Here is a 12,348-nt window from a genome sequence, read left to right on the forward strand (position 1 = left end):
CGTATTTTTGCGGTCAATTTTTACCGCAAAGGCCACAAAGGGAGGACGCAAAGGACACGGAGCCAAATTTATTTCGAGTGGTTTTATAAAGCCTTTGTGGGTGTTGTCTCCAACAAACCGCGATGTTTAAATGCAACGTATTAAACGTTTTGCTGTAACGGTGGAAAAATGCGCGGGCATTTCGTTTAATAAAGACACCCGGCACATCGCTGGTGAACACCAACAACGGCGAAAATTTCCCCTGTTTTTGGGGAGCGTTTATAGCACAAATCAGTTGCTATTTAAAATCTTTCATTCAAATTTGCATGAATTTTAAATGAATATTCTTGCAACTTACTTGATTTATCACGAACTTTGTAAAAAGCAAAAGAAATGTCAACGCTGGAAAAACTTAAAGCGCATTTGCATGAAGGGCAGGTTTATCGCAGAAATGACCTTGTAAAATGGTCAAGGTCGGTGGATAGGCATTTGCATGCCTTATTGGAAGAAGGCGTATTGCAAAAATTATCACAGGGCGTTTATTATTATCCTAAAAATTCCACTTTCGGCAAAACCCCTCCAGAAGAAGAAAATTTAGTGCGCTCTTTCCTGAAAGATGACCGGTTTTTGCTGACTTCCCCGAATCTTTATAATACATTAGGTATAGGGACTACTCAACTATATAATCAGCGTACCGTTTATAATCATAAACGGCATGGGAAATTCAAATTGGGCAACCGGACCTTTGATTTTCAGCTTAAACATCATTTTCCTGAAAAGTTGACACCGGAATTTCTGCTTGTTGACCTCGCCGGTAACTTAAATAAACTGGCTGAAGACCAGCAGCAAGTGTTAACCAACGTTTTATCAAAGGCTAAAGGCATGAATAAAACTGAACTTCAACAGACCCTTGACCGATACGGAAACGGCAAAGCTAAAAGATTATTGACCCCTGTGCTGGTATAAAAAATGGCTGAATATCTTCATCAACACCCGGAATTTCGGGAACTGCTTCGCATATTGGAAGATGAAACAGGCATCCAGGCCGCTTTGATTGAAAAGGACTATTGGATTATGCATGTGCTGTATGGCTTACAGTCGCAGGGCTATGATTTTGAATTAAAAGGGGGAACCTCGCTTTCTAAAGGGTACAAGATTATTGAGCGTTTTTCAGAAGATATCGATATTCATATTAAGCCGCCGGAAGACCAAAAGGTCAATGAGAACCCTAAAAATGAAAAACCTGCCAATGTAGCGGCACGTAAGAATTTTTATGACTGGCTGGCTGAAGCTATTAAGATCGATGGTATTGTGCGGGTAGAACGTGATACAGACTTTGATAATACCAAATCTTATTCCAGTGGCGGCATACGCTTGTTTTACAACAATTTCATCAATCTGGTAGCGGGTGTCAAGGAGGGGATTTTGTTGGAAGCCGGTTTTGACCGGGTAACGCCCAATGAAAAAGTAATGATCAGTTCCTGGGCATATGACCGGGCGGCAGCCCAGGGTGTCGAGGTCATTGATAACCGCGCAAAGGACATCGCCTGCTATCATCCCGGCTATACATTTGTTGAAAAATTGCAAACCATTGCGACCAAATTCCGGCGGGAAATAGAAACCGGCAATACAGGCGTAAATTTTATGCGGCAGTATTATGATGTTTACAGCCTGCTCGGCCGGGAAGATGTTTTGGCATTCATTGGTACACCAGAGTATATGGTCCATAAGGAAGAACGTTTCCCTAAGCCTGACTTTGCTATACCGGTAGCGCAAAACGAAGCCTTTCTTTTAACCGACCCGTCAGTAAGGATTTCATTCAAAAAACGATATGCGGATACGGCGGCGCTGTATTATAATGGGCAACCGGATTTTGAAGTGTTACTGGCACGGATACACCAGTATATCGACAAATTATAGAGGACTATATTTCGCTTTTACCCTGCTTGCGCCGTTCTTTGATCCGTTCAATAATGCTTATATTGTTTTTTGTTACTATTTTGTAACTCAAATCCTATAACTCGATGATAATCAACACTACTGTGCTTTCTGTATCGGTAAGTAGCCAAAAAAAGTTTCTGTCCCCGCAAAAAAAGTTTATGTCCCAAAGGCAGGGTCTCCTGATAAGTTTAAGTTAACCCATAAAATCGTCGCGCCACTTATCAATCTCAGAACCCATAAAGCGTTCCCATGGAACGCGCTTTTATATCTTTCTTTTTTCTACCCAATAAGGTATCCCGAAGGGATACGCATTACCTTCTTCGTCCCTTCGGGACGGCTTATGGGTAGGAAACATGCAAACAGTCTATTTTACGTTCCATAGGAACGTTTTATGATATTAAGTATGCAGTAGCGATGTATTTTTGAGGGCAGTATTTTTATGGGTTAACTTAAACCTGACAAGGGACCCTGCGGAAACGTCGAGAACAACGAATATCTAAACGTATTAACCGTTTTACTGTAACGGCGGAAAATACATGAGCATTTTGTTGTGCCATAGGATGATAATAGCTGATATTGCTGGCGATTTGCGTTGCTGTTGTTCCGTACGGATGTATTGTTATTTTAATTTGCTACCGATATTTTGCTCTTATGGAACAAGTAATTACCTGTTCATAAATTATTATATTTGTGTATGGAAACATTGATAATGCACCCGGAAAACAAAGAGCAGTTGTTGGCTCTGAAAGCGATCGCTAAAGCATTAAAAATAAGTGTTGAAACGCAGCAAAGCCCTTACGACCCTGATTTTGTGGCTATGGTAAAAAACGCCGAAAAAAGAGGCAATTATAAAACCGTTGATCCGAATGACGTATGGGGCAGTTTAAACTTAAAATAGAGGGATTTGTTTAAGAACAACAGGTTTGACTGGCGCGGTACGAGTACCTGTATCATTGCCAATGAACTTACCTGCCAACATTAATTGCGGCATTCTCAACCCAATCGGAATAATTCCAATGACCATCGTTACTTTTCCAGCAATACGTATTAAACAGTTTTGAAAAATGATAGAATTTACCGAAGTCTTTATTTTTGCGGTTCTGCTCAAAAAATACACTATTGCTCATACGGTTGGGGATTGAACCAAGGTCATTATAAACCTGCCACTTTCCGTTTATAACTTCATAAAAGGTAATATAGTCGCCATTAGCTGATACGAGTATCCCAAGTTTATCCAACGGGTTGACACCCTTTTTACAGATTGTACGGTTCTTGCAGCGGATACGGTTAATATGCACGGCGATTATGCCTTTACCTTGCTCGAAGCTTTTAATGATCTCATATCTTACCCAACGTCGGTTGGCCGTATCGCTCCCGATTAAAACCGCCGTGACTGAAGTTCCATAGAGCGCTTCATCAATCATTCTTTTTAGCTTAGCCGGATTTTTGGTGTAACCTTCTTCCCAAATTGAAGCATCATAAAAACTGGTGTTATCGTTATGATAACGCCAGCTATTTCTAACAACGTTTACCCGGAAATTACTTACATCGGCATAAGAGAAGCTAAAAAAAGTATATCGGGCCATAATTATTAGATTGTTTTGGCAATGTTATAATTATCAATATTCCCATTTATACCTGAAGCTATATCCAGAGAGTGATTGATGTTCACAATAAAATCATCCCATTTTACAGTATGTGCATAGGAATGATAACCCTCATGAATAGTTGTACCACTGCATTCCCTAATAACTGGGTTTTTGATGTTAAACATGTTCCTTGCAAGAATTGAGAAAAGCCTGTCGGTATGATAGGTGATACTATTACAAGCAGGATTAGAGGTCATGAAATAATTGTAACTGCCCATCATATCAGGAAGAACTACGGCTAACAATGCGTTAGACAAACTTGTTCGTCCGTTCCTTGAATGCTCTCTTAAAGAATAAGAAATCTCCCAGGGCATCCACTGATCTTTTTCTGCCTCGGCAGTTTTCATGTTAGGTGAGATCAATACTATTGTAATACTGCTATCGTAAATCTTGTTACGAAGGCTTGAAGCGATGGCCTCGTCTTCAAAGTGCTCCAGTGATTCTCCGTCCAACTCACCCTTATTGATATGATCTTCTCGGTCAATTTTGGCTTGTAAGGCCGTAACATAGTCCCTTGTTTTCGTATAGAATATGTCAGGTAATGCCCTAATATTTATATCGCCGTATTTGTATGTGATAAATATTTTACGTCCCATGTTTTTATAAGTAGTCTTTAAGTAAATCCTGAAATAAATTCATATAAGCATAATTCTGTAGCAGAGATACCGGTGGAGTGGGTTCAATTTCTTCATATAAAATTTTTGCGGCGGCACCCGTACTGGCCACCGGTAGCACCAGTGCATCCGGGTGATAGCGGTTAAATAAGTCATATTCAATCCGGATACCTTCCATACCGCCAATGAAAATCCCCACTTTAAAATCGTTATCTTTAATCATAGCAAGTCGCATATCGTCAAGACTACTTGCCTGATTCTCTCGTTTGGCGACAAGTTGGATATTTTCAAAATCAAAATTATCTGGTGGGAAAATCGCCTCGAAAAAAAGAGATTGATATAAAGTGACGTGTTTTTTTACATCAGCATTCATTTGTGAGATAACATACCTGATTAGTGGTGTAATTGCAGGATGCCCACCCCAAATAAGTTCTGCTTTCGGAATAACGACAGTTGCTAAAGCCCTTACCGCATCACGAATAGCAATAACGTCTGCCGTGTCGTAAAAATGTTTGGGTCGGTCAGGCAAGGGAATACTTGCCGATAGAAATATTTTATTTAATTTTTGCCTAGCCATGATTCGCGCTCCGTTAATTTAATGGTTTTTATAGGTAAATAGTTATCCAACCAAGCCAAATGATCAAGCCACTTAGTCCTGATGTTCCGGTGATCATATAAGAGATGGATTGCAGATATACTATTCTGTCTAATCCTTTTCACTAACTCCTCCGATTGATTATAAATAAATGCCTGAGGTACGCCAACGGTCGGAATAATTACTATTTCTTCCGATTTACTGTTGGTCATAGTAATGAATTTTTCGGATTGCAAATTGACTTTTGCGCCAGCATTGTTGGCAGATTTCATAAATTCGGTAATAATATTATCCTGCCTTGCAGCCAAACTACGCGCTCTTAACGACTCTGCTCGATTAACGATCTCTTCCATGATGTCATCAGTCAAGTAACTTTTTGCATCCGCAAATTGCTTGTTCCCAAAATTGGTCTCGCTGAGGTAAAAAGGGATACTTAATTCCGCTGAACGTTCAGGTTTGTAATTAGGCCAAACTAATTGCAGGATGCCAATAGACATTGAATTTGCTTGCGCCAACTCTTGGGTAGTCCAGTGACTTTGCAAAAAGCCGGGTGTGTTTAATAATATTACAATGTCGGTATCTGCCAATCTATGCCATAATTCTTCCTGAAAGTTTTCACCTTTCGGAACGCTATGCGTATCCAAAAATACATCGAACCCTGCTTTTTCAAAACGCTCAAAAAGTTGTATGGCAACAGTACTGGATTCGTCACGCCTATAACTGATAAACAGTCGTCTGGAAAGTCTTAATAATCCTAGTCCTTCCAATGAGTGATTTACCAACGCTTCTATATCGTGTTTACTCGCTAGTTGAAAGCCATTTATTGGCCTTAATTGCTCAGGTATTGACGCATTAAAATCAGGGATTGCTTCTACTATCGGCAAAATAAGTGTGGCATCTGTTTGCAATCTTTCTATTTGAGGAATGTGACGAAAGGCGCTATTCTTAATCCCAAAGTAAAGGCAATAAGTAGGTGCATTAGCTATATATTGCTCGTCGAAATTGGATTCATCAATGATTTCTATCGCTTCTGCAGCCAGCCCTAACTCATTTATATGATTGAAAAAAGCACCTTCGATGTCTGCTCTCAAAGGGTTTTGTTGCCCGAGAAAGATAAGTTGATATTTCGTTTTCATTTCTTGTTATCGGGTTAACCATGTTTTCAATTCTGTTCTTGTACCGTCCGGATTTACAACAAAATAGCTGTAAATGAACTGATAACCTACGTAAGCCCCAACTCTTTCGATGTATGGGTAAATGCGCAAGTACTCAGCATCCTTCCAATCATTTGTGTTTTCCACAACTGGTAACAGGGCAATATTTGGTAGGTATTTGTGCGCATCTCCGAATCCCAATTCCCAATTAACCCAGTTCGATTTTATGGCCGCAGGTGAAGCCAACAAAATAAACCGGTCATGTTTACGGATGTTATCTTTGATTTTTTCTGCAGTGGCGGCGTTAGTAATGGCTGGCATGGAACTGTCTTTCCAGTCAACGTAGACATTTACCCCCACGTTTTGAAGCAATGCGATTGCTGGCTCGATCACATCCTTATCACTATGACTATGTGATAAAAAAACTGTTTTGATTGATCTCGATTTCGCTTCATTAAGGCTGAAGGACTTCGTAAAATAACCTGCCCTTGTCGAAGACGACAGATTTGCTGAAAATGTCTTTAACTCTTGTTTTGTAATAATCGCCATAATTATGGTCTCCTTTCTTTAAATACGCTGCTGAACCGTTCAGTAGCGGTGAATAATTTGCCCGGCAAAATGCGGTCATTGCTAAAGAAGGGAGGTCTGACGATTAGCTACATAGTAAAGGGCATTTTATTATTAAAGCCTTGTTATTAATTATTGGCAATCGGATGTCCCGTCGGTCAGCACTAACAATTTATGAGTGTTCACTCGTTGCTAAGCTATATACCATCAGTCATTTAACATGCCAGCTTCGCTCCAGAAGGTTGTAGAATTATTCTTTTAACGAATACTTTAAGGGGTGGTGTAGATAAGTATAATTATTTAACTGATGGATAATACAAGTAAATATTAATATGCCATAATAACATAATTGGCTTATTACCATCTTAATATAATAAACTAGTGACATATTGTCTATCTTGTAGAAGTAGTACTCCTTGTAAAATGAGAAGATTCACTTTTGACTATTTCCACGATTTTTGAACCCAGTTTGCCATGCCTAAACCAAAAGATAAAACTGTTTTTTTATCCTCACTGTGTCATGAGCTTTCCGATGTCAGGCTACAGATCCATGAATTATTTAATCAATCTGAATATTTACCCAATTTATTTGCTGATGAAATAGATGATCCGAAAGCAAAAATTGACGTAGATGATCATTTTAACATAGTCGGTCTGATCACGGAAATGATTTCCCGAGCTGACGCAGTAATTGTTTTAATTGGACGAATATCGACCATACTTTATGACCACGGCACCATTATTTCAACTGATTCAGAAGTGAGTTTTTGGGAAATGGAACTTTATCATGCTGCAATACTCAATTTGCCAACCTTTATCATTGTTGAGGAAGGGATAAAATTGAGTGAGCGGAAATACTTGGCAAATATTTTCAAAATACTACCGTCCATAACAGGTGATATTTATTATGAAAAACAGAGCAATATGGCAAATAGAGCAGCTGAAATAATCCAAAATAACCTATTGAAGGAAAATTTCGGAGTTATAAGTTATTTAAGTTGTCTACAATCTATTCGACGAAGTCCCTACGATCCAAAGCTTCAAATTTTCGACAAAGACGTTTCAAGTTATCAGTTTAGGAAAATCAAATTTGTAAGTGATCTTCCCAATTACACCCTTTTAAAATTTTGCATTGAAGAAGCAAGCAAAGAGCAACAGTATCAAAAACGAATATCAAAATATTATTTAGCTTACCGGGAGTTATTAAAAGTTCCATATTGGAGGTATCAAGACACTGATGTTTTATTAGACTGGGCTACCGTGTGTTCTGGTTTAAGTGAAGATCTTAGGTGGTATGGGATTCATGGTCATCTGAAATTAGGGGTATTGCAATATACCGCTGATTATGGTGCCGTTTTTTCTATGCTGAAAAAGAAAGGTCATGACATAAACGGACGACAGCTTCACTCACCGTATGCGCTCTTTGCCGGCGAATACTTTTCACTTTACAAATATTTAAAAGGTGAGAATCTTGCTAAAACGCTTCACAATATTGAGTTAGGTTTAAAAAATATTTTTAGAGAAGCAGATAAAATCAATTTGTTAAGTATAAGGGGAGCTTGTTATTTAAGTGAACGCGATTTCAAAAGCGCTGTAATCGATTTCGAGGAAGTCTTTAATTGGGTGGCTACTCAAACTAATGACATTGAAGAAATAGCGCACAATAAAGTTAAACTTGGTGTTAGCTATTTCTTTTCAGGCGACAAGACTAAAGGACTGCAATTTGCCGAAAGCGGAATGGCTTTACATGAGAATGAAACGGCAAATAAAGTAAGGTCATTGAGAATTATGATGTTAATTTATGAACATTCAGGAAATGGCGAGAAAGCAAGAAAGGCTAAGCAAGAAGCACTGGCTATTGCCCGCAATATCGGGGCTTTAGATCAAGTCAGAAAAATCAATCTTAACATATTCTAAATTAGCTTTAAGGATTTTAGGTCCGCGCAGGGTCTCCCTCAATGCGATTAAACTAAGGAAAAGCCGTAGCGTTAATTTCACGCAAAGTCGCGAAGGATTTTAAGCTTTTACTTTGCGGTCTTGGCGGCTTTGCGAGATAAAAAATCTTAACTTAATAGCATTGAGGAGACCCTGCGAAAACATTAAGTTGGCTCAAACTATTTTAGTGTAATCCTAAACCCCCGCCCCATAACTTAATCGATGCTATCTACATACCGACCAACAAATTTGCCGTTGTTTATAACCCAGGCTACATCGTAGCCGCCGGCGCCATCGCTGTTGCCGGGCATGTATAGATAGATATTTCCCTTTTTATCGAAATACAGGTTAAGGTTTTTTATCCGGGGCTGGTAAATGTCGCTGAAAGCAGCCATGGGGATATTGACAGGGTTGTTGTTAACGATGAGGATAATATTGCTGATTTCCACCGCGGGCAAATCGCCGTCTACGCCCCAGGGTTTCTTGCCGTCCACTTTATCTACGAACAGTTTATTGCAGTTGCTGCAGCCATCGTTGCTGTGGAGAATCTTATGTTTTTTTGCGTTGAACGGAATAGTAGTAACCGACAGGTAAATGGAATCGCTTTTGATGCTGAGCCTGTTTTTGGAAATGCGGTAATTGGATTTATTGAGCCTGACATGCGGGAGCAGGGACAAAGGGGTCGCGTTTTTACGATATACGTATCCGCTTAAATATTTTGCGGTTTTTGCAAGCTTCGGTTCCGCTGCATCGGGCGACTCTACTTCGTTTTTGCTATCGAAGGCTACATATACCCAGTTTTTGGCGGGTTGCTCGTCGGCAAACAAAAACAGCTGCCCATCGTACAGTTTGCCGGCTATTTTAGATTTGATGCTTTTATCAGTACGCACATTTACGAATCCGTCGGGGTCGTTCACTATTGCCAGTTGCGCCCTGGCCGAAACACTAACAAACACCAGTAAACAGGATATCAGGAGTTTCATAGGCGGCTTTTTTTAGTAAATATAAGTGCTTATGCCTCCTCTTTAAAATAAACCTTGTAAAAATTCATGGCTTTATCATCGTCGAAGCCTTTCTCTATCAGTTTATTATCGCCGTGGATGTAAATATGGAAGTTCTTGTCCAGCTTTAACACGCTTTTGTAAACACGGGCCTGTTTCTTTACGGCATTGCCCGATATCTCGAAGCTATCGCCAATGGGGTTGCCGAATTCTTCCTCGCATTGGTTCTTGAAATTCTTGAAAGAGGTAATAGCCTCCGGGTTGCTGATGACCTCCTCGCTGAATTCGTCGAGGTCGAAAGTTTCCTTTTCTTTGAAGTACTTCATCGATCGGTTCAGCAGGTCAATCTTATCGGCCTTGCTCATATCAAATTCATCGTCCAGTTTTTGGGTAACGAAGTTTTTGTAAATGCCCATCGTATTATTGGTACGGTTGAAGCTGTCGTTGCGTATTTGGAGCTGCAGGAACTCATCCTTCCAGTACACCGCCGCATCCTGCCCGCCGGTAGTTTTATCAACCACCACCACTTTGTAGCCGTTTTCTTTTTCGATATTGAAGATGAGCACGCCTTTATCCAGCTTGTTGATGTTGATGGCATCCTGCTCATAATCAACCGCGAAGCCGCCTTTATCGGGGTAAACCTTCAGGTAAGTTTCCTTGTTTTCAGATTTGAAGATGCCGATGCAATCCAGCGCGTTGCCCTCTATCTGCACCTGGTTAAAATACACCACATAAAGCTCGCCGCCTTTGATGTTGGGGTGGGTGCTCACCTTGTACAGGTGTTTGGCAATCTGCTCAGATGCTTCCTGGAATTTCTCCTTATCCTCAAACGCCATGGTAGCAAAGTGGTGCAACTCGTTCAGGGCCAGGTCGCCGCTGCTGTGCATCAGGTGGTAAACCTCGTTGGCCTTCTCAAAAGGCTTCAAAAAATACTGCATCAGCAGGTTGGGGATGATATCATCCTTTAACTCGAGGGGGGTATCAGAAAGGGCGTACATCTCGCCCTGCGACTGATTGCCCACATGATGTACCGAAATTGTATCCAGCGAAGCTTCGAAAAAAGTTACCATAATTAGGGCGAAGGTAGAGATTTGTCATTGAGTCATTGGGTCATTGAGTCATTATTTTTTGAGCCCTGCTTACTAGATATGGCTTATATGTAAGTGTTCCATTGCATATTTTACTAATAAGGTTATTTTTTATAAATAGCTGTTAATGAGATTATTGTTCATAGTATTTAAAGAACCGGGGTGTTCCAAAGTGTTCCGAAAAAAACACAACTTGCTGTTAGTCAATGCAAATTAAAAAATAAGTGTTTCACACGCAAAAGTGGAACACTTTAAAATCCGGGTGCTTGCCGCGTTCAGGCTAAATAGCGACTTTTGCACCGGTTGATTGGCAATGACCCAATGACCCAATGACCCAATGACCCACACCGAAGACACCATCGTAGCGCTTGCCACCCCCAACGGAATTGGGGCGATAGGGGTTATCCGCCTTTCGGGGCCGGATGCTATCACCATTGCCCAAAAAGTTTGGAAGGGGAAGGACCTCACTAAACAGCCTTCGCACACCCTGCACTTCGGCCGTATTATGGATGGCGACATGGAGTTGGATGAGGTGGTGGCCTCGCTATTCGTAGCTCCCCGCTCATACACCCGCGAGAACGTGGTGGAGATTTCCTGCCATGGCAGCAATTATATCATCGAGTCCATCATTAAGCTGTTCATCAAAAACGGCGCACGTGCCGCCAAAGCAGGCGAGTTTACCCTAAGGGCATTCCTGAACGGGCAGCTCGATTTGTCGCAGGCCGAAGCCGTTGCCGACCTCATCGCTTCCAACTCCAAAGCATCGCAGCAAATAGCCCTGCAGCAACTGCGCGGCGGTTTCAGCAACCAGCTGACCCAACTGCGCGAACAACTGGTAACCTTCGCCTCCCTGATAGAACTGGAACTGGACTTCGCCGAAGAAGATGTAGAATTCGCCAACCGCGACCAACTGAAAAAACTTATCCACGAGATTACCAAAGTAATCGGCAGCCTGATACAGTCCTTTGAGTTGGGCAATGCTATCAAGAACGGCGTAAACACGGTTATTGCCGGCAGGCCGAACGCGGGTAAGTCGACACTGTTGAACGCCCTGCTGAACGAGGAGCGCGCCATTGTGAGCCATATCCCCGGCACCACGCGCGATACCATAGAGGAGGTGCTGAACATCAAAGGCATCAACTTCCGCCTGATAGATACCGCCGGCATCCGCGAGGCCACAGATGCCATAGAGCAAATAGGCGTGCAGCGCACCATGGAAAAAATAAGCCAGAGCGCCCTGCTGATTTATGTTTTCGACGCAGAACAAATAACCGCTGACGAACTAAACGCCGACATAGAAAGCCTGCAAAAGCCGGGTATCACGATGCTGATAGTGGCCAATAAAATAGATTTGCTGGACGAGGGTGAAAAGCTTAAGAATTTTAAAGAAAAACACCGAAATTTCTCCGGTTTTCAAGGGTCACCATCCGCTGGTTTGGTCCTGATCTCGGCCAAAGAAAAACAGCAGATAGACGAGTTGAAGCAACAGATATACGCCGCGGCCATCAAAGAAAACCTCACCGGCCACGAAACCCTGGTGACCAATATTCGCCACCTGGAAGCCCTCCAAAAAACAGAAGAAGCCCTCATCCGTGTGCTCGATGGCATCGACACCGTAACGTCTGATTTCCTGTCGATGGATATTAAACAGGCGCTGCACTACCTTGGCGAAATTACAGGTGCAGTAACAACGGACGATTTGCTGGAGAATATATTTAGTAAGTTCTGTATCGGCAAGTAATTGATATAGTTAATTGAACCCCAACAAAGCTTCATATTTTACCACTTCACATCCAGTTTAATTCCGCTATATTAGTCTGTCAGT

General features: G+C 41.4%; 12 protein-coding genes. 5 read left to right on the forward strand and 7 right to left on the reverse strand.

The window, feature by feature from the left end:
• Positions 1-372 precede the first annotated feature (372 nt).
• From AC1DXC_RS14720 to AC1DXC_RS14730, 3 genes are all read left to right on the forward strand, one after another.
• Complete coding sequence (locus AC1DXC_RS14720) at positions 373-945, forward strand: DUF6088 family protein (RefSeq protein WP_477459909.1); 573 nt, start codon at positions 373-375, stop codon at positions 943-945.
• Positions 946-948: 3 nt separating this feature from the next.
• Positions 949-1,899 (forward strand): nucleotidyl transferase AbiEii/AbiGii toxin family protein, encoded by a 951-nt coding sequence (locus AC1DXC_RS14725; RefSeq protein WP_477459910.1) that lies wholly within the window; start codon positions 949-951, stop codon positions 1,897-1,899.
• A 715-nt stretch (positions 1,900-2,614) separates the two neighbouring features.
• Positions 2,615-2,818, forward strand: a complete 204-nt coding sequence (locus AC1DXC_RS14730) for a DUF2683 family protein (RefSeq protein ID WP_477459911.1) — start codon at positions 2,615-2,617, stop codon at positions 2,816-2,818.
• Positions 2,819-2,885: 67 nt separating this feature from the next.
• Here AC1DXC_RS14730 and AC1DXC_RS14735 read toward each other — a convergent pair whose 3' ends face one another.
• The 5 genes from AC1DXC_RS14735 to AC1DXC_RS14755 are packed head-to-tail and all read right to left on the reverse strand — an operon-like array spanning position 2,886 to position 6,481.
• The gene (locus tag AC1DXC_RS14735) at positions 2,886-3,506 is read right to left on the reverse strand and encodes a TIR domain-containing protein (RefSeq protein WP_477459912.1); all 621 of its coding nucleotides are present in this window, start codon (positions 3,504-3,506) and stop codon (positions 2,886-2,888) included.
• A 5-nt stretch (positions 3,507-3,511) separates the two neighbouring features.
• Entirely contained in the window at positions 3,512-4,165 is a 654-nt protein-coding gene (locus tag AC1DXC_RS14740) for a TIR domain-containing protein (RefSeq protein WP_477459913.1), read from the reverse strand.
• A gap of 4 nt (positions 4,166-4,169) precedes the next feature.
• Positions 4,170-4,760 carry an SLOG domain-containing protein gene (locus AC1DXC_RS14745; RefSeq protein WP_477459914.1) on the reverse strand — a complete coding sequence of 197 codons (591 nt, stop codon included), beginning with the start codon at positions 4,758-4,760 and terminating at the stop codon, positions 4,170-4,172.
• Complete coding sequence (locus AC1DXC_RS14750) at positions 4,742-5,914, reverse strand: toll/interleukin-1 receptor domain-containing protein (protein WP_477459915.1); 1,173 nt, start codon at positions 5,912-5,914, stop codon at positions 4,742-4,744. The genes AC1DXC_RS14745 and AC1DXC_RS14750 overlap by 19 nt, the downstream gene beginning before the upstream one ends.
• Positions 5,915-5,920: 6 nt before the next feature.
• Positions 5,921-6,481 (reverse strand): toll/interleukin-1 receptor domain-containing protein, encoded by a 561-nt coding sequence (locus AC1DXC_RS14755; RefSeq protein ID WP_477459916.1) that lies wholly within the window; start codon positions 6,479-6,481, stop codon positions 5,921-5,923.
• 492 nt (positions 6,482-6,973) lie between these two features.
• Here AC1DXC_RS14755 and AC1DXC_RS14760 point away from each other — a divergent pair, with 492 nt between their 5' ends.
• Positions 6,974-8,416, forward strand: a complete 1,443-nt coding sequence (locus AC1DXC_RS14760; protein WP_477459917.1) for a hypothetical protein — start codon at positions 6,974-6,976, stop codon at positions 8,414-8,416.
• A 233-nt stretch (positions 8,417-8,649) separates the two neighbouring features.
• On the opposite strand, the gene AC1DXC_RS14765 is transcribed toward AC1DXC_RS14760, so the two are convergent.
• Both AC1DXC_RS14765 and AC1DXC_RS14770 read right to left on the reverse strand, forming a co-directional pair.
• On the reverse strand, positions 8,650-9,417 hold the full coding sequence (locus AC1DXC_RS14765; protein ID WP_477459918.1) for a hypothetical protein: 768 nt from the start codon (positions 9,415-9,417) through the stop codon (positions 8,650-8,652).
• Between the two features lie 29 nt (positions 9,418-9,446).
• Complete coding sequence (locus tag AC1DXC_RS14770; protein WP_477459919.1) at positions 9,447-10,505, reverse strand: nucleoid-associated protein; 1,059 nt, start codon at positions 10,503-10,505, stop codon at positions 9,447-9,449.
• Positions 10,506-10,860: 355 nt separating this feature from the next.
• Here AC1DXC_RS14770 and mnmE point away from each other — a divergent pair, with 355 nt between their 5' ends.
• Entirely contained in the window at positions 10,861-12,264 is a 1,404-nt protein-coding gene (mnmE, locus tag AC1DXC_RS14775) for a tRNA uridine-5-carboxymethylaminomethyl(34) synthesis GTPase MnmE (protein ID WP_477459920.1), read from the forward strand.
• The last annotated feature ends 84 nt before the right edge of the window (positions 12,265-12,348 follow it).

The sequence above is a fragment of the Mucilaginibacter sp. P2_D11 genome, from assembly GCF_056404435.1.

What these genes read in the sequence shown, in the direction of transcription:
- AC1DXC_RS14745 (WP_477459914.1), bottom strand. Translation starts at nt 4,760, where the DNA reads ATGGCTAGGCAAAAATTAAATAAAATATTTCTATCGGCAAGTATTCCC.
- AC1DXC_RS14750 (WP_477459915.1), bottom strand. Translation starts at nt 5,914, where the DNA reads ATGAAAACGAAATATCAACTTATCTTTCTCGGGCAACAAAACCCTTTG.
- AC1DXC_RS14760 (WP_477459917.1), top strand. Translation starts at nt 6,974, where the DNA reads ATGCCTAAACCAAAAGATAAAACTGTTTTTTTATCCTCACTGTGTCAT.
- AC1DXC_RS14740 (WP_477459913.1), bottom strand. Translation starts at nt 4,165, where the DNA reads ATGGGACGTAAAATATTTATCACATACAAATACGGCGATATAAATATT.
- AC1DXC_RS14755 (WP_477459916.1), bottom strand. Translation starts at nt 6,481, where the DNA reads ATGGCGATTATTACAAAACAAGAGTTAAAGACATTTTCAGCAAATCTG.
- mnmE (WP_477459920.1), top strand. Translation starts at nt 10,861, where the DNA reads ATGACCCACACCGAAGACACCATCGTAGCGCTTGCCACCCCCAACGGA.
- AC1DXC_RS14735 (WP_477459912.1), bottom strand. Translation starts at nt 3,506, where the DNA reads ATGGCCCGATATACTTTTTTTAGCTTCTCTTATGCCGATGTAAGTAAT.
- AC1DXC_RS14765 (WP_477459918.1), bottom strand. Translation starts at nt 9,417, where the DNA reads ATGAAACTCCTGATATCCTGTTTACTGGTGTTTGTTAGTGTTTCGGCC.
- AC1DXC_RS14730 (WP_477459911.1), top strand. Translation starts at nt 2,615, where the DNA reads ATGGAAACATTGATAATGCACCCGGAAAACAAAGAGCAGTTGTTGGCT.
- AC1DXC_RS14725 (WP_477459910.1), top strand. Translation starts at nt 949, where the DNA reads ATGGCTGAATATCTTCATCAACACCCGGAATTTCGGGAACTGCTTCGC.
- AC1DXC_RS14770 (WP_477459919.1), bottom strand. Translation starts at nt 10,505, where the DNA reads ATGGTAACTTTTTTCGAAGCTTCGCTGGATACAATTTCGGTACATCAT.
- AC1DXC_RS14720 (WP_477459909.1), top strand. Translation starts at nt 373, where the DNA reads ATGTCAACGCTGGAAAAACTTAAAGCGCATTTGCATGAAGGGCAGGTT.